Origin of the sequence: Bradyrhizobium sp. JR4.3, from assembly GCF_040547695.1 — a bacterium.
Lineage (GTDB): Bacteria > Pseudomonadota > Alphaproteobacteria > Rhizobiales > Xanthobacteraceae > Bradyrhizobium > Bradyrhizobium canariense.
This window is the reverse complement of record NZ_JBEPQF010000008.1, coordinates 55,869-72,487: the sequence shown is the minus strand read 5'-3', so window position 1 is coordinate 72,487 and position 16,619 is coordinate 55,869. Positions and strand designations below refer to the sequence as shown.

The window sequence follows — 16,619 nt, the reverse complement described above, 5'->3', positions numbered from 1 at the left end:
CTCGGAATCTGGCTGCGTGTCATGCGCGCCATGACAATGGAAAGGATTTGCGCCTTTGTTGTATGTAAGGTACAAGGCGGAAAGTAAAGCAAAAACAAGGCTTGCCAAGCCCCTGGTTCGATCGTCCGAGATCAGAGGCGTGGTCCGAAGCCACAGCAACGGATGGTGTGATGACGGAGGCAATTCGCGGGTTCTGGGTGGCGTCGGCGACGCCGCTTGCCGCCGACGGCAGCGTGGACTCCGCCAAGCTCGCGGCCCACGCCAAGCAACTCTTCGGCAAGGGCGTCGACGGTGTCGTGCTGTTCGGCACCACCGGCGAGGGTACCTCGTTCAATGTCGCCGAGCGGGTCGCGACCATCGAGGCCGTGCTCAAGGCCGGCGTCGCGCCGGACCGAATGGGAATCGGCGGCGGCTTCCCCGCGATCAGCGACAGCATCGCACTGACGCGCGCCGTGCTCGGCCTCGGTCTGCGTCACGCGCTGTATCTGCCGCCTTACTTCGACCGCAGCGTCACCCCTGAAGGCATCGAGGATGCCTTTGCGGCGATCCTCGACGGCGTCGCCGACGATCGCCTGCGCGCCTACCTCTATCATATCCCGCAGATCTCGGGTGTCGCGATCCCGACGAGCGTCGCCGCGAATTTGCGCAAGCGCCACGGCAAGGTCGTTGCAGGCCTGAAAGACTCCAGCGGCGACTTCAAGCAGTTCCAGGCGTTCCGCGCCGCCGCTCCTGAGCTCGCCATCACCGTCGGCAACGAGGTTGACATCACCCGCGCGATCGCCGCCGGCGGCGCCGGCACCATCTGCGGCATGGCCAACATCGCGCCGGAGCTGGTCAAGGCGATGATCGACGGCAAGGATGTCGAAGCACGCATGCAGGCTGCCGTGGACATCGTGGTGAAATCGCCATCCTTCCTCACGACGCTGAAAGCCATCCTCGCGGCACAGACGGGCGATGCGAGCTGGCTGCGTGTGCGGCCGCCGCTCCGGGCCTTATCCGACGGCACCGTGCTCAAGCGGAAGCTCGACGAGCTGACGGCTCCCGCCATCGCGTGAGATCGCGCAAAACCGCGACACGTTGCCGCAAATTCGCGCGCTGCGTGTCGCGCTCGCTGCGCAATCAATCGAAGATTGCCGAACAGCGGGATCGGAATCTAGAACCCTTCAACACTAGAGCGATTCAAGTTCGCTTGCGGTTCTCTTCACGAACAGCGGCTGTTAGACGCGCCAGCTTCTGCGTCTGACTTGGAAGTGAATCGAAAGTGCGTGTCTATCTGGACGGCCAGCGCGTCAGCGGCCGTCGAACGCTTGCCGGCGAGAGCCGCGCGGGTCTTCTCATTGGAGCGGCCGTGCTGCTCGCCGAATTTCTCTCCAGCTCGGCGACCGCGCAGGCCCAATCCGCACTTCCGCCGGTGACGGTGGAAGCGCGGGCTCCGCGGCCGAAAGCGGCGCGTGCATCGGACCAGTCTCCGCGCCGCACGCAAACCGCCGCGCGCCAGCGCAATCACAATCCAGCACCCGCAGCGCCGACGCTCTCGGAGCGCGCCGCCGCGGAAGCCGCCGCGCAACAGGCCGCCAAGCTCGGCTACCGCGCGATGCCGAGCGCAACCACGTTGCGCAGCGGCGCCTCGCCGCTCGACACCTCGCAGGCCGTCAACGTCGTCCCTGCGCAGGTGTTGAAGGACCAGCTTCCGCGCAACATCGACGATGCGCTCGTCAATATCTCCGGCATCACCCAGACCAACACGCTCGCCGGCACCCAGGACGCCGTGATCCGTCGCGGATTCGGCGACAACCGCGACGGCTCGATCATGCGCAACGGCATGCCCCTGGTGCAGGGGCGCAGCCTGAATGCAGCCGTCGACAGCGTCGAGGTGCTGAAGGGGCCGGCCTCGCTGCTTTACGGCATCATGGATCCCGGCGGCATCGTCAACACCATCAGCAAGCGTCCGGAGCTCTATCAGCACGGCTCGGTCACGCTGCTCGGCTCGACCTTCGCGAACAACCGCAGCGGCGCTGACGGCACGCTCGACATCACCGGTCCGATCGGCGACGGCGGTCTCGCCTATCGTTTCATCGGCTACGGCGTCAGCGAGGACTATTGGCGCAATTTCGGCCGCCACAGGGAAATGCTGGTCAACCCGTCGCTCGCCTGGTACGGCGACACCACGACGGTCCAGCTCACCTATGAGCACCGCGAATTCATCACTCCGTTCGACCGCGGCGCCGCGTTCGTCAACGGCGCTCCGCTGGCGATCCCGAAGACGCGCCGGCTCGACGAGCCCTTCAACAACATGTGGGGCACCTCCGACCTGGTGCAGGCCTCGGTCGAGCAGAAGCTCGACGACAATTGGAAGGTCACGGCGGCCTATAGCTACAACACCGAAACATATAGCGCCAATCAGCTTCGCATCACCGGCGTCAACGCCAAGAGCGGTGTGGAGACCCGCAGCAATGACGGCACCCAGAACTCGCTGAGCAACGCCAGTTACGGCACCTCCTATTTACAGGGTGACGTCTGGGTGGGCGGCTTCCGCAACGAGATCCTGTTCGGTGGCGAGGCGCTGTATCGCACGATCGATCGCCACGATTTGATCCGTCAGGCGACGGCGAGCTTCAATTTCTACAACCCGGTCTACGGACTGATCTCGCCGGGCACGGCTGTTTCGCCAACGGACAGCGAACAGACCGACAAGCTCGGCACCCGCGGCTTCTTCGCTCAGGACACCTTCCATCTGACCCACTGGCTGTCCGTGGTCGGAGGCGTGCGCTGGATGGAATACGAGCAGCTCGCCGGAAAAGGCCGGCCGAACTTCATCACAAACACTAATTTGGCGGGTGACAAAGTGCTGCCGCTCGGCGGCGTCATCTTCAAGCTGAACGATCAGCTCTCCTACTACGTGAGCTATACGCAGTCGTTGAAGCCGACATCGGTCATCGCAGCGTTCACCTCCGGCTTTGTCGTCGACTCCACCATCGCGCCCGAAGAAGGAACGCAATGGGAGACCGGTCTGAAGTTCGATGTCAACAAGCGGCTGTCGGGCACCCTGGCCGTCTACGACATCCAGAAGAAGAATGTCCTGGTGCTGGATGACATCGGCGGAGGCAAGTCGGCGGCGCGCGCCTCCGGCGCGGCCAAGTCGCGCGGCGTCGAACTGGACGTGACCGGCAAACTGACTGATCAATGGAGCCTGATCGGAAGTTATGGGTATACCGATGCCCGGCTGATCAATGATCCCGCTGTCGGTAACGCCAAGCTCCTGAACGCCGCCATGAACACGGCTTCGCTCTATCTCGTCTACGATTTCGGCGATGCGCTGCCCGGACGTCTGCGGCTCGGCGGCGGCGCGCACTATGTCGGTGACCGACCGGGCGACTCCCTCAACACGTTCTTCCTGCCGGCCTATACCGTCGCGGACATCTTTGCGACTTACGACACCAAGATCGACAATCTGCCGGTGACCTATCAATTCAACGTCAAGAACCTGTTCGACAAGGTCTACTATACGTCCACCACCGGAAACGCTCTGAACGTCGCGATCGGCGACGCGCGCAGGATATCCCTGTCGGCGACGGTGAAGTTCTAGCGATGACGGTGTGGCGCGAGGAAGCCGATTTCCCGGTCGTGCAGACCAGAAGGGCCGGCGCCGATGCATGAGTGCTGGCGCGCGATCAAGGCCGTTCTGCTTCAGGTCCATTCCATCGCGGGCCTCGCGCTCGCGCTGCTACTCGCTGTGATCGCGCTGACCGGTGCGATCATGAGTTTCGAGGACGAGATCGGCGACTATCTGAACCGCGGCATCATGCAGGTCGCGCCGCGCCAGGCAGCGGCGCTGATGCCGGACGAACTGGTTGCGCGCCTGACTGCGGCGCAGGATGTCGGCAAGGTCTCCGCCGTGACGCTAGCAAGTGATCCGTCCGCCGCGGTGCATGTGCGCTTCGCCCGCGACGAACGAGGCGCGCGGCCGTCCTCGCTCTATGTCGATCCCTATGACGCGCGCGTGTTGGGCGCACCGCGCGGCGAAGAGTTTTTCGCGACCGTGCGCAAGCTGCATCGCTGGCTGTTGATTCCCGGCGACGCCAAGGGCTGGGGGCGTCAGATCACGGGCGTGGCCGCGCTCGGCTTGATCGTGATGCTCATCTCGGGCCTCGTGCTGCGCTGGCCGCGGCGTGCAGGCAGCGTCAAGATGTGGCTGAAGCCCAATGTCCGGCTCAGCGGGCGCGGGCTGCATCGGTCGCTGCATGCGGTGATCGGCACCTGGGTCCTGCCGGTCTATCTGGTGATGACGCTCACCGGGCTCTGGTACTCGTTCGACTGGTACAAGGATGGCGTCGTCTGGTTGCTGTCGCGGCCGCAAGTCGCCGCCGCTAAGATGCAGCCCAAGATGCCCACCAAGGCGTCGCGTGCCACCGGCGCCGGCGAGACGGCGCAGCCGATCGGCTTTGATCGCGCGTGGGCCGCCTTCCTGCACGAAGAGGGCAGCCGCTTCTCCAAGGCGTTACTGACGCTGCCCGCCGGTCCGGGCACGGTGATACGGATCCGCTCCTGGGGGAAAGACTCCACCCTCGATACTACCCGCGACGAACTCCGCATCGACGCCGTGACCGGTCAGTTGGTCTCTGCGGAACGCTACGCCGACAAGACGTTCGGCGAGAAGATCATCGCGAATGTGCTCGACATCCACCGCGGTGCGATTCTGGGTTGGCCCGGCAAGCTCGCGTTCATGGTCGCCGCGGCGCTGATGCCGCTGTTCGCGCTCACCGGCGTCCTGCTCTATCTGTCGCGCCGCAGGCTGCGGCGCCCTGTGCAGCCGCGGCTCGGCCGGCTCGTGCCGGGCGAGTGAACGGACGAACTGCTTCGACACGGCTTGGGGTCGCCCGGCTGACCTGCCGCCCTCATGTCACTTCGCCTGCATGCGCCGTTCGTCAATGACGATGTCGTTGTTGATAGCGTAGACGAAGCAGCCGCCATCTCGGCCGTTCCGCGCGGGATCGCTGTTGCATTTCGCCAACGCGGAGGTCTGGGCGTCTTTCAGGCTGGGATCCCCTGCCGAGATGAATAGTTTGCCCCAGGGATGGATCGCGATCGCCTTGGGCTCCATGGCCTTGTCGTAGTTCTGCACGTCAGGGCGCTGTCGCGTGATCCGCCGGATGATCGGAATCTGCCACAAGTCGTACTTGCCTGCATAGTGCAGCCGCGGCATGTCTCTCGACGCGAGCTCGCCTTCGGCGACGATTTCCTCGTTGACGGCCAGCAGGGCGCATGGCTTGCCGTAGCGGAGCTGACACGCTTCGAGCGAGCGGTCGCCGGTGACAGACGGGTCTTCATGCTCGCAGGAGCGAAAATAGCTTGCGCGGATGAGCTCCACGGCCTGTCCCTTGTTGGGTTTGCAGGCGAGATAGTCCTTGATCAGCGTGTCGCGAAGCGTTGGGTGTACGGCCGGCGTCGCTGCGGCCATGATCGAGGCCATTGCCCGCTCGAATTGCGATTTGCGTTCGGCATTGGTGAGCGCGGCCATGGCGACGCCCGGAAGCGCCAGAAATATCACCAGGAATTTCAACATTTTCATATTGCGCCCCCCAGACGATTTGGAAACTCTAGCCCCCAAGCGCGGCATACGAAACGATTTTTCAGCGAGGGGCCAGGGCGGGCGCGCCGCCGGGCGGGGCCATGCCCCGGATCGGGCTGGCCAACCGGCCGGCAATCATTCAAGAACCAGTCCCGTTCAAGTCTCCCAAGGTTGCCTACCCCATGAAGCTCACCACCGTCACCCCCGCCGACATTCGCCGCGCGCTGCTGCTTCGCGAGGAGATCGCGCTGCTCGATCTCAGGCACGAGGCTGGTTTCGCGACGGGACATCCATTGTTCGCCGCCAATTTGGCCGCCGATCGGATCGAGATCGAAGCCGAGGTCAGGCTGCCGCGCAAAAATGTGCCGATCGTGCTCTATGACGACGGCGAGGGCCTCGTCACTGCCGGCGCCGAGCGGCTCGCCGCGCTCGGCTATACCAACGTCCGCGCGCTCGATGGCGGGCTGAAGGCCTGGCGCGACGCCGGCTATCAAATATTCGAGGACGTCAACTCCTACTCAAAAGCCTTTGGCGAGCTGGTCGAATCGCGCAGGCACACGCCGTCGTCCAGTGCCGACGAGGTGGCAAAACTCATCGCGGACAAGGCCAACATCGCCATCATCGACGTTCGCCGCTTCGACGAATATGCCACCATGAACATCCCGGGCTCGGTCAGCGTGCCCGGCGCGGAGCTGGTGCTGCGGGCAGGGCAGGCGGCACCCGATGCCGAGACCACCATCATCGTCAATTGCGCCGGCCGCACCCGCTCGATCATCGGCACCCAATCGCTGATCAATGCCGGCGTGCCGAACAAAGTCCGGGCACTGCGCAACGGCACCATCGGCTGGACGTTGGCGCGGCATACGCTCGACCATGGTGCCGACCGGCGTGGCGCAATCGGACCGTTCGAGGGCGGCCCGGCCAATGCGCGCGACGTCGCCTATCGCGCCGGCGTTCGCCATATCGGCGCGAGCGAGATGGCTGCGCTTGTCGCGCAGGCCGATCGCACGCTCTATCGCTTCGACGTGCGTAACGCCGAGGAATATGCAGCCCATCTCCCGGGCTTCCGCCATTATCCCGGCGGCCAGCTGGTCCAGGAGACCGATATGGCAGCACCAGTGCGCGGCGCGCGCATCGTGCTGACCGACGACAGGGGCGTCCGCGCCGACATGACGGCATCCTGGCTCGCGCAGATGGGCTGGGAGGTCTATGTGCAGGAAGGTGGCTATGACGGCGCCCTCGAAATCGGTCCGCCGCACGTCCTGCCCAAGCCCGACCCCGCCCACCGTTACCGCCGCCCCTATGAAGGCACCGGCGTCGACGAGCGCGCGATGCAGGCCTATCTCGACTGGGAATACGGCCTGGTCGATCAGTTGCGTCTGGACGGAACGCACGGGTTTTACGTGATCTGACGACTGCCCCGCCATCTTCTCCCCGTATCCGACCCCTATTGTGCTGCGCATCCCCCGCGGTCTATGAGCTGCGGCAAAGCTGTGACCACGGAGATTTCATGCCAGCCCCAGGCCAAAGCCCTGAGCGGAGCGCGAAGGCGCTGCTGCTCGAAGGCGTCAACGACAGCGCCGTGGACCTGTTCAGAACGGCGGGTTTCACCAATGTCGAGCGCCTGACCAAGGCGCTGGACGGCGAGGATTTGCGGCGGGCGCTCAAGGGCGTGTCGCTGCTCGGCATTCGCTCGCGCACCCAGATCACCGATGAGGTGCTGGAAGCAGCCGACCAGATTCTCGCCGTCGGCTGCTTCAGCGTTGGCACCAACCAGGTCGATCTGCTGGCGGCGCGCAAGCGCGGCATTCCGGTGTTCAACGCGCCGTTCTCGAACACGCGGAGCGTCGCCGAGCTCGTGATCGGCGAGATCGTGATGCTGCTGCGGCGCATCTTCCCGCGCTCGGTGTCGGCCCATGAGGGCGGCTGGGACAAGTCGGCGACCGGCAGCCGCGAAGTGCGCGGCCGCACCCTTGGCATCATCGGCTACGGCAATATCGGCTCGCAGCTCTCGACGCTGGCGGAGGCGATCGGCATGCGCGTGATCTATTTCGACCGCACCGACAAGCTCCGCCACGGCAACACTGAGCCGGTCGAAAAGCTGGAAGAGCTGCTGGCGCAGAGCGACGTCGTCAGCCTGCACGTGCCGGAGACGCCGGAGACCGCTGGGATGATCGGTGAGAAGGAGCTGCGGGCGATGAAGCCCGGCTCCCTCCTGATCAACAACAGCCGCGGCACCGTCGTCGATCTCGACGCGCTGGCGGAGGCTCTGCGCGACGGCCATATCGCGGGTGCCGCCATCGACGTGTTTCCGGTCGAGCCGTCCTCGAATTCGGACCGCTTCAAGAGCCCGGTGCAGGGCCTCGGCAATGTCATCCTCACGCCGCATATCGGCGGCTCGACCGAGGAGGCGCAGGAGCGCATCGGCGGCGAGGTGGCGCGCAAGCTGGTTGACTTTTTCATCACCGGCTCGACCACGGGGGCGGTGAATTTTCCGGAGGTGCAGTTGCATCTGCGTCCCTCCGGCGCGCGCTTCAGCCACGTCCATCGCAACGTGCCCGGCATGCTGCGCCGGCTCAACGAGGTCTTCCTCCAGCGCGACATCAACATCGCCGCGCAGTATCTGGAGACCTCGGGCGACCTCGGTTACGTCGTGCTCGATGCCGACCTCGGCGGCCAGGATTCAGGCGCGCTGCTGCAGCAGATCCGCAGCCTCGAGGGCACCGTCGGCGCGCGGCTGGTGTTTGAGCACTAGCACTGCATTGACGACCGGCCGCAGGGCGCCTTGAATGCGGCCTGCCGGCAGAACGAACAGAAACTCAGGGGGAAACGATGGCGCAAATCCATGTGACACTGTGCGCATTGCTGGTGGGCGCAGCGGGCGTGCTCGGCGCGAATTCGGCTTCAGCGGCGACGCTGGCCGAGGATGCGGACACCGTCTGCAAGGGCCTCGTCGGCGGCATCGACGCCGTGAAGATCGATTCGGCGACGTTGCTGGCGCCGTCGCAGCTTGCCGTCGCCGAACGCGGCCCGACGCCGTCGCAGCGCGTCACGCCCGCCAATCCCGGCTTCTGCAAGCTGCTCGGCCATATCGATCCCAGCGATCCCAAGGCGCCGCCGATCAAATTTCAGGTCAATCTGCCCGTCGAATGGAACGGCCGCTCGCTGCAATATGGCGGCGGCGGATTCAACGGCGTGCTGATCACGGGCCTGACGCTGCCGCCGGCCTATCCCTTCGACAAGCCGTCGCCGCTCGCGCGCGGCTTCGTCACCTACGGCACCGATTCCGGTCATGAGTCCAAGCCGGGCGAACCGCCGCAGCTGTTCGCGCTCAACGACGAAGCCTTCGAGAATTTCGCCCATCGCGCCTACAAGAAGGTGCGCGACGCCGCCGTCGCGCTGATGCAGCGCGCTTACGGCAAGACGCCGGAGAAAATGTACTTCATGGGGTCGTCCGAAGGCGGCCGCGAAGGCCTCACCATGGCGCAACGCTACCCTGATGATTTCGACGGCATCTTTGCCCGCGTGCCCGTCATCAACTGGGTCGGCCTTCAGCATGCCGGCACGCGTTCCGGGCTCGTGACCATGGGGGATGGCTGGATCAATCCGGCGCAGGTGAAGCTCGTCGGCGATGCCGTGCGCGCGGCTTGCGACAAGGCCGATGGCTCCGATGACGCGCTGGTGCAGGATCCTGTATCCTGCAAGGCAGCGTTCAAGGCGGAGACGCTGCGTTGCGCCAGCGGCAAGACCGGCGATCAGTGCCTCACCGACGCACAAATCAAGGCGATCGAGACCCTGCATGCGACCTACAAATTCCCGTTCGCGCTTGCCAATGGCCTCGACGACTATCCGGGCTGGGGCGTGTCGGGCGAGGACACGCCGGCGGTTGGCCCGACCGGCGGCTGGGTCGCGTGGTGGCTCGGCACGGCGCCCCCGGCGCAGCCGCCCGCGCCCAACAACGGCATCGCCTGGATCTACGGTGCCGGCGGCATCCAATATGTGTTCGCGCGCGATCCCAAGCTCGACGTGACGACGTATAAGCCCGAACAGCACAAGGCGCGGCTGCTCGAGGTCTCCAGCCTGATGGATTCCACCGACCCCGATCTCCGCCGCTTCCGCGCTCGCGGCGGCCGGCTGATCATGCTCGAGCACATGGCGGACTATGCGCAGAGCCCCTATGCCGGCATCCGTTATTTCGAGAACGTCGAACGCATGCTCGGCAAGGCCGAGACGGCTGAATTCGCGCGGCTCTACACCGCGCCCGGGGTCGACCATGTCGGCTCCGGCGCGCCGGCCAATGTCGACATGCTGAGCGCGCTGGTCGACTGGGTCGAAAAGGGCACGGCGCCCGGCAACCTCGAAGTCGCCGAGCAGAAGGTCGAGGCGCCGTCGTTTGCGACGCTTCGCGCGCTGCCGCTGTGCCGCTGGCCGGCCTGGCCGCACTACAAGAGCGGTCCGGTGACGGAGGCGTCGAGCTTCACCTGCGCGCCGTAACAGGCGCGCCACGTCGGAGGAAGCGTCACCCGGTGGCCATTGCCTGCGCGCCGCCGAGCAGCTGCGCGTTAAGCCGGCCGCCGGAGAACAGCATGTCGTCGAGGGCTTCGTTGATATCGGCGGAGACCACGGTGTTGCCGCCGTCCCGCGCAATGCTTCCTTGCGCCAGCCGCCGCATCAGCTCCTTGATGAAGGCGCAACTCGTGCCGTCGCTACGCCGGGCAGCCTCTGCGATGACCGCCTCGTCGAGCGGCAGTCCCTTGCCGTAGAGCCGGACCAGCTTGCCGCGGCCGGTCTCGTTGGGTAGCGGCACTTCGATGGCTTGGTCGATGCGGCCGGGGCGACCCGCGAGAGCACCTTCGAGGTCCTCCGGCCGGTTGGTGGTCAGGACGAACAGGATGTCGGCATCTTCCTTCAGCCCGTCCATCTCGTTGAGCAGCTTGTTCAGCATGGATTCCTCACACGGCCCCATGTCATCGCGGTCACGGGCGATGAGATCGACATCCTCGATCACCACCATCGACGGCTGGAGCAGCCGTGCCAGGCTCATATAGGCGCCGAGCAGACCGATCTGTTCGGCCGTGATGATCAGCGTCGTATGCCCGGGCAAATGCGTTGCGAGATAGCGGATCGTGTGGGTCTTGCCGGTGCCCGGCGGGCCGTACAGCAAGATGCCTTTGCGGGTCGATTGGCCCAACCGGCGCAATTGGTCTCGGGTGTTGACGAAGGTCAGAACGTTGCGATCGAGCAGCCGCAGGGTCTGCTCCGGCAGGATCACCTCGTCGCGCGACACCTGCGGCAAGCGATGCACCGTGATGCCGCGCGAGCGACCGCGATAGTCGGAGTCCGCATCGAGCGACAGGATCTTGCCGCGATAGGTCCGCGCAGCCTGTACGGCTTCTTCCAATTCACTGAAGCATTGCTGGACCAGAGCCGCGCCTGCGGAACCTGAAGGCACCAGGATCTCGATCCGAATTCCGGGCTCGCGACTGTATTCGCGGTGTGCGCAGAGCAAAACCGCATAGCGGAGATGATCCTGCTCACACAGCCATAGTCCGTTATCCAGACACTTGACCGGGCTCTTCTCGCCTACGTCGACGTCGGAATATTGCAGCGGGGCGATCGCGATCGCATAGCGGCCCTCCTTGAGCAGCCGTGGAATCGACAGCGTTTCGTAGCGCTGCTCCTCGTTCAATCCCACCAGCCGGATGGCCTTGCCGAAGAGCCGGTCGACTGCGGCCTGGAGATCGACGCGCATGTGGCCGGGAAATTGGCGGATCGTGGTCACGAGTTTGCTGCGCGCGGTGCTGGCAAGGTGCCAATCGAGAACGTCGCAAGCAAAGTCGAAATCTTCCTCTTGTTCGTTCGAGGGCTCATCCGCCGCACGCATGCAGTCGCTGCACAGCCAGATCGTGCGGTCGCCGATACGCACGTCCATCTGTCCCTCAGGCTTCCCGCAGAGTTCGCAAGGAGTTTTGACCGCCTCAAGCGTGACCTGCAGTCGATGGCCGGCCAAGCCGATGGATTGTTGCGCAGATTTGAAAAGGGCTTCGGCGACGGATTGAGGGTAAGGTCCGCAAACCGCCTTTTCCTTCTGCTCGATCTGGGTGATCAGCGCGGTCGCTTCACGGTCTGATTTGCCGAAGACCTGCCGAAGCAGATCCATCACGAATTGGTCCGGCGTATCATCGTCATTATGAATTACGAGCTGGGTCGGCTGGCTCTCGCCACGCATACTGTTCATCACGAAAGGTCTCCGGGACAATCTATGATTGAATAGAACGAATAGGGAACATAAATGGAAGTGGCCGTCAAGCGTATTCCTCGACGCCTGCCGCGGCACATCGACCTCATCGCTGTCCTTTGACTTTCCCAGCCCCTTCGATTATCTATTTCGCATGCGAAATAAAGAAGCCGGCGCGGGGCATCATCGGCTGATCTACCTGTTGAGCGTTGCGCAGCGGCGCTTGCAGCGCTGGATGGCCGCGCAGCCTTCGAGCGAGGTCACGCCGGCGCAGGCAGGACTCCTGTTCATCCTCGGCAAGCGGGACGGCGTGCTCATGGGCGAGGCGGGCACGGCGCTCGATCTGGGGCCGGCCGGCATCTCCGGCCTCGTCGATCGCACGGCGGCTGCAAGATTGATCGAGCGGCGGGCCGATCGCGAGGACGGGCGCGCCTGGCGCGTCTGGCTGACGCCGAAGGGCCGTGCAGCGCTCGCACAGGCAAAGGCCAACGCGGCACAGGTCAACGCTGCCTTGACGGACGGATTCACCAGTGCGGAGATCGATACCATCGCGCGCTGGCTGACCAGCATTCAGGACAAGTTTCCAAGAGAACTTCCAACAGAGCCTTTGAGAGATCCAGAGGAATAGAGGAGAGACCCATGACCGAGCACGTCCGGATCGAGAACGACGGCGGTATTCTTACGCTCACGCTGGCGCGCCCCGACAAGAAGAACGCACTGACGGATGCGATGTACGGCAAGCTTGCCGATGCCATCGAATCCGCCGAGTCCGATGCGTTGGCCCGCGTGATCCTGATCCGCGGCGAAGGCGACATGTTCACTGCCGGCAACGACGTCGGCGAATTCGCCGCAGTCGCAGCGGGCAAGTCGGAAGGAAGCCGCAACGTGGTGCGCTTCATCCAGTCGCTGGCGCGCTGCACCCGGCCCTTGGTTGCCGCGGTGCAGGGCCGCGCCGTCGGCGTCGGCGCCACGATGCTGCTGCATTGCGACCTCGTCGTACTCGCCGACAACGCGCAATTGTCGACTCCCTTCGTCAGCCTTGCGCTGGTGCCGGAGGCCGCCTCCAGCCTGCTGATGCCGGCGCGCATCGGCTACGCGCGGGCCTACGAGATGTTCGCGCTGGGCGAGACGGTGCCGGCCAAATCCGCGCTGGAATGGGGGCTCGCCAACCGCGTCGTGCCGCTCGACAAGCTCGATGCCGAGGCGCTCGCGCTGGCGCAGCGTCTTGCCCGTCAGCCGGCCGGCGCGCTCACCGTCACCAAAAAGCTGATGCGCAATGGCGAGGCGCTGGTCGCGCAGATGAATGCCGAAGGCGAGCAGTTCGGACTGCGCCTGCGCACCGCCGAGGCGCGCGAGGCCTTCACGGCGTTCGCGGAACGCCGCCCGCCGGATTTCACCAAGGTTGCGTGATGGCCGGGGCCGGGGCTCCTTGGGCCGGAAACTCACGCCCATTCGATTAAAACCTTAACGGAACATTGGCATGTCGCGGGGCAAGGTGGTGCCCGAAGAATAGGCCCCCGACCTCAGGCCCCCGACACCATGGCAATATTTAAGAAATCGGTAAGTTCGCTTCTCCTGACCTTGATGGCCCTGCTGGCCGCGGGTGCGCTGGCCTCTACGGCGATCCAGATGGTTGGGGCGTTCGGCCGCTATAGCGACAGCCTGGAGACCGCGCGGCTCGCCGCCGCCGACAAGGCGATCTTCCAGGGCGTGCTGGCGCTGCGCCACAATCGCGGCGATGCGCAGAGCGCAATCCTCGGCGAGGACGACCCGCGGGCAAAACTTGGCGAGGTGGAAAAGGCTGAGCAGGGAGGTTACGACGCGATTGGCGCTGCGCTCGCCACCGTCGATTTCGCCCGCCGCGACGAACTCGCTGGCACATTGAAGCAGGGCTGGAGCGCCGCCTCGCCGCAATTCCAGCTGTTCTACGATGAAGCCAAGCGCCCGCGCGCGGAGCGCAAGATCGAGCGCACCAACTCCTGGTATGATGCCGTCACCAAGGTGATCGACACGGCCAATCTCGCCTCCACCGCGGTCTCGAACCGTGCCTGGATGAACGACCCCTTCATCGCCCGCATGATCCAGGTTCGGCGCTTCGCCTGGCAGGTGCGCGATCGTTATGGAATCCATTGTTCGTCCCTTCGCTCCAACGTCAACGCCAGCAAGCCGCTCGATGACGCTCAGAAGCGGTCAATGGCGCAATGGGATGGCACGATCGCCTCCGGCTGGGCGGGCATGGCCGAGTTGCTGGCTGCGCCGGACGTGGCGGCAGAGCTGGTGACGGCAGCGACGGACGCAAAGGCCACGACCGACGGTGCCCTCAAGCAGATCGGCGACCTCACGAAAAATTTTGACGGCAGCGGCAAGCCCGCGATGCCCGCCGCGGAATGGAATACGCTGTGTCAGTCACCCTTCGCGTCCATCGTCGCGGTGGCGAACAAGGCGCTCGACCAGTCGATCGTCCGGGCGGAAACGGTGCAGGCCAAGGCGCTCACCAATCTCGTCGTACAGTCGCTCGCGTTCCTGCTCGCGCTGGCCGTGACCCTGGCCGGCGTGTACGTGGTCCGCAACCGCCTCATGCGCCCGGTGCGCGCCATTGTGGACGCCATCGCCAAGATCAGCGCCCGCGACTACGCAACGCCCGTCCCGCAATCCAGGTATCCCGACGAGTTCGGCACCATGGCGGCCGCACTCGAAAGCCTGCGCGAGAGCGCGGCGACCGCGGAACGCCTGGGCCGGGAGCGCGAAGCGCAGCAGGCGCTCCAGCTCGCCCGCTCCGGCACCGTCGATGCGGCTTGCCGCAGTTTCGACGACACCGTGCAAGCCGTCATTCACAGCGTTGCGGCCTCGACGAAGGAACTCGATGCCACCGCGACCGACGTGCGCTCGCTGGTTACGGAATCGAGCAGCCAGACCGCGGCGGTCTCGTCCTCCGCCGAACAGGCCACCAACAATCTCGAGACCATCGCGGCTGCGACCGAAGAACTCTCGGCGTCCGTCGGCGAGATCTCCGCGCAGGTGCAGGCCAGCGCCCGCGAGGCCCGCGAGGCCGTGTCGCAGGCAGCGCAGACCAATGCGACGGTCGAGATCCTCGATCAGACCGCTGGCCGCATCGGCGAGGTCGTGAAGATGATCAACGCCATCGCAGGGCAGACCAATCTCCTGGCGTTGAACGCCACCATCGAAGCCGCGCGCGCGGGCGAGGCCGGCCGCGGCTTCGCCGTGGTTGCCGGCGAGGTCAAGAGCCTCGCCTCGCAGACGGCGACGGCGACGGAAGAGATCTCCCGCCAGGTCGCGGAGATCCAGGGCGCGACGGGCCAGGCGGTCACTGCCATCCGCGCGATCGGCGGCGCGATCAGCGGCATCGACGAGAAGATGACGGCGATCGCCGCCGCCGTCGAACAGCAGCGCGCGGCCACCACCGAGATCTCCCGCAACTTCCAGCAGGCCGCGCAGGGAACCCGCGAGGTCACCGACACCATCGGCAGCGTCGCCAGGCTCAACCAGGAGACAGGCAATGCCGGTTCGGTCCTGTCGGTGTCCGTGACGAAAATGTCCGCCGATGCCGATCGTCTCCGCGTCGCGGTCGAGGGCTTTTTGGGCGCGGTGAGGACCGCATAGCTTCGACAATCTTCCGTCCCTACGTCGCGCGATCGGCATTGCCGCCGATGCGCGCGGCGGGTACATCTGTGACGCTGCGCGAGCGTCGCGGCAGATGTAAGAGATATCAGGGATGGAGAGTTCGATGCCGGTCACGCCTCAACACAAGGCCCAGCGCCCCTATCGCGGCGTGTTCCCGGTCGCGCCCACCATCTTCGACGAGCGCGGCGAGCTCGACCTCGAGGGACAGCGCCGCTGCATCGATTTCATGATCGACGCAGGCTCGAACGGTCTGTGCATTCTCGCCAATTTTTCCGAGCAGTTCGTGCTCACGGACGCCGAGCGCGAGACCGTGATGCATGCAGTGCTGGAGCATGTCGCGGGCCGGGTTCCCGTGATCGTCACCACCACGCATTTCAGCTCGGCCGTCTGCGCCGCGCGGAGCCAGCAGGCCGAGGCGGCCGGTGCCGCCATGGTGATGGTCATGCCGCCCTATCACGGCGCAACCTTCCGCGTGCCCGAGAAAGGCGTGGTCGAGTTCTTCAAGGTGCTGTCGGGCGCGATCAAGATTCCGATCATGATCCAGGATGCGCCCGTCGCCGGCACCCCGCTGTCGGTCGAGCTGCTCGCGCGGCTGGCGCGCGACTTCTCCAACATCCGCTATTTCAAGATCGAGGTGCCGGGCGCGGCTGCAAAGCTGCGTAGCCTGATCGAGGCGGGCGGCAGCGATATCGAAGGTCCCTGGGACGGCGAGGAAGCGATCACGCTGCTCGCCGATCTCGATGCAGGCGCCACCGGCGCGATGACCGGCGGCGGCTATCCCGACGGCATCCGCCAGATTGTCGATCCCTACTTCGCCGGCAAGCGTGAAGAGGCCAAAGCCGCCTACGAACGCTGGCTGCCGCTGATCAACTACGAAAACCGCCAATGCGGCCTGATCGCCTGCAAGGCGATGATGCAGGCCGGCGGCGTGATCAAGTCGGACACGGTGCGGCATCCGCTCCAGCCGCTGCACCCGGCGACGCGGGCCGGGCTGCTGGAGCTCGCGAAAGAACGGGATGCGCTGGCGCTGCGGTGGGGGAAGTAGCCTCTGCCGGCGTCCTGGACAAGCGCGCCCGAAGGTTATGTGTTCCGCCTCCCGTGCGCGATTGCGCACTAGGCCGGGACGACACTGAGTGTGAGGCGCGCTGTGAGGTGCGCGCCCTGGCCTGA

12 protein-coding genes are annotated in these 16,619 nt (G+C 65.3%); 10 read left to right on the top strand and 2 right to left on the bottom strand.

Annotation, left to right across the window (positions count from 1 at the left end; translation table 11 throughout):
• Positions 1-170: 170 nt before the first annotated feature.
• The 3 genes from ABIB91_RS15255 to ABIB91_RS15245 all read left to right on the top strand — a co-directional run bounded on the left by ABIB91_RS15255 (position 171) and on the right by ABIB91_RS15245 (position 4,843).
• The gene (locus tag ABIB91_RS15255; RefSeq protein WP_354162587.1) at positions 171-1,055 is read left to right on the top strand and encodes a dihydrodipicolinate synthase family protein; all 885 of its coding nucleotides are present in this window, start codon (positions 171-173) and stop codon (positions 1,053-1,055) included.
• Positions 1,056-1,261: 206 nt separating this feature from the next.
• Positions 1,262-3,586, top strand: coding sequence for a TonB-dependent siderophore receptor (locus ABIB91_RS15250; protein WP_354162590.1), 2,325 nt, complete (start codon positions 1,262-1,264; stop codon positions 3,584-3,586).
• A gap of 63 nt (positions 3,587-3,649) precedes the next feature.
• Entirely contained in the window at positions 3,650-4,843 is a 1,194-nt protein-coding gene (locus tag ABIB91_RS15245) for a PepSY-associated TM helix domain-containing protein (RefSeq protein WP_354162593.1), read from the top strand.
• A 57-nt stretch (positions 4,844-4,900) separates the two neighbouring features.
• Here the strand turns inward: ABIB91_RS15245 and ABIB91_RS15240 are convergent, their stop codons facing one another.
• A complete protein-coding gene (locus tag ABIB91_RS15240) occupies positions 4,901-5,569 on the bottom strand; it encodes a hypothetical protein (protein ID WP_354162596.1) in 669 nt (222 codons plus the stop codon).
• 182 nt (positions 5,570-5,751) lie between these two features.
• Here ABIB91_RS15240 and ABIB91_RS15235 point away from each other — a divergent pair, with 182 nt between their 5' ends.
• From ABIB91_RS15235 to ABIB91_RS15225, 3 genes are all read left to right on the top strand, one after another.
• Positions 5,752-6,981: a rhodanese-like domain-containing protein gene (locus ABIB91_RS15235; protein ID WP_354162599.1), complete on the top strand. Its 1,230-nt coding sequence runs from the start codon at positions 5,752-5,754 to the stop codon at positions 6,979-6,981.
• 98 nt (positions 6,982-7,079) lie between these two features.
• Entirely contained in the window at positions 7,080-8,324 is a 1,245-nt protein-coding gene (gene serA, locus ABIB91_RS15230) for a phosphoglycerate dehydrogenase (RefSeq protein WP_354162602.1), read from the top strand.
• A 77-nt stretch (positions 8,325-8,401) separates the two neighbouring features.
• Positions 8,402-10,063 carry a tannase/feruloyl esterase family alpha/beta hydrolase gene (locus tag ABIB91_RS15225; RefSeq protein ID WP_354162605.1) on the top strand — a complete coding sequence of 554 codons (1,662 nt, stop codon included), beginning with the start codon at positions 8,402-8,404 and terminating at the stop codon, positions 10,061-10,063.
• A gap of 25 nt (positions 10,064-10,088) precedes the next feature.
• Here ABIB91_RS15225 and ABIB91_RS15220 read toward each other — a convergent pair whose 3' ends face one another.
• Positions 10,089-11,807: an ATP-dependent Clp protease adaptor ClpS gene (locus tag ABIB91_RS15220; protein WP_354162787.1), complete on the bottom strand. Its 1,719-nt coding sequence runs from the start codon at positions 11,805-11,807 to the stop codon at positions 10,089-10,091.
• Positions 11,808-11,961: 154 nt separating this feature from the next.
• Here ABIB91_RS15220 and ABIB91_RS15215 point away from each other — a divergent pair, with 154 nt between their 5' ends.
• The 4 genes from ABIB91_RS15215 (at position 11,962) to ABIB91_RS15200 (ending at position 16,494) form a co-directional block, all read left to right on the top strand.
• Positions 11,962-12,435, top strand: coding sequence for a MarR family winged helix-turn-helix transcriptional regulator (locus tag ABIB91_RS15215; RefSeq protein ID WP_354162608.1), 474 nt, complete (start codon positions 11,962-11,964; stop codon positions 12,433-12,435).
• An 11-nt stretch (positions 12,436-12,446) separates the two neighbouring features.
• The gene (locus ABIB91_RS15210; RefSeq protein WP_354162611.1) at positions 12,447-13,217 is read left to right on the top strand and encodes an enoyl-CoA hydratase; all 771 of its coding nucleotides are present in this window, start codon (positions 12,447-12,449) and stop codon (positions 13,215-13,217) included.
• 129 nt (positions 13,218-13,346) lie between these two features.
• Complete coding sequence (locus ABIB91_RS15205) at positions 13,347-15,428, top strand: methyl-accepting chemotaxis protein (RefSeq protein ID WP_354162614.1); 2,082 nt, start codon at positions 13,347-13,349, stop codon at positions 15,426-15,428.
• Positions 15,429-15,552: 124 nt separating this feature from the next.
• Entirely contained in the window at positions 15,553-16,494 is a 942-nt protein-coding gene (locus ABIB91_RS15200) for a dihydrodipicolinate synthase family protein (RefSeq protein ID WP_354162617.1), read from the top strand.
• The last annotated feature ends 125 nt before the right edge of the window (positions 16,495-16,619 follow it).

Coding starts and splice junctions, on each gene's coding strand:
- serA (WP_354162602.1), top strand. CDS start 7,080: ATGCCAGCCCCAGGCCAAAGCCCTGAGCGGAGCGCGAAGGCGCTGCTG.
- ABIB91_RS15205 (WP_354162614.1), top strand. CDS start 13,347: ATGGCAATATTTAAGAAATCGGTAAGTTCGCTTCTCCTGACCTTGATG.
- ABIB91_RS15235 (WP_354162599.1), top strand. CDS start 5,752: ATGAAGCTCACCACCGTCACCCCCGCCGACATTCGCCGCGCGCTGCTG.
- ABIB91_RS15225 (WP_354162605.1), top strand. CDS start 8,402: ATGGCGCAAATCCATGTGACACTGTGCGCATTGCTGGTGGGCGCAGCG.
- ABIB91_RS15245 (WP_354162593.1), top strand. CDS start 3,650: ATGCATGAGTGCTGGCGCGCGATCAAGGCCGTTCTGCTTCAGGTCCAT.
- ABIB91_RS15210 (WP_354162611.1), top strand. CDS start 12,447: ATGACCGAGCACGTCCGGATCGAGAACGACGGCGGTATTCTTACGCTC.
- ABIB91_RS15240 (WP_354162596.1), bottom strand. CDS start 5,569: ATGAAAATGTTGAAATTCCTGGTGATATTTCTGGCGCTTCCGGGCGTC.
- ABIB91_RS15255 (WP_354162587.1), top strand. CDS start 171: ATGACGGAGGCAATTCGCGGGTTCTGGGTGGCGTCGGCGACGCCGCTT.
- ABIB91_RS15200 (WP_354162617.1), top strand. CDS start 15,553: ATGCCGGTCACGCCTCAACACAAGGCCCAGCGCCCCTATCGCGGCGTG.
- ABIB91_RS15220 (WP_354162787.1), bottom strand. CDS start 11,807: ATGAACAGTATGCGTGGCGAGAGCCAGCCGACCCAGCTCGTAATTCAT.
- ABIB91_RS15215 (WP_354162608.1), top strand. CDS start 11,962: ATGCGAAATAAAGAAGCCGGCGCGGGGCATCATCGGCTGATCTACCTG.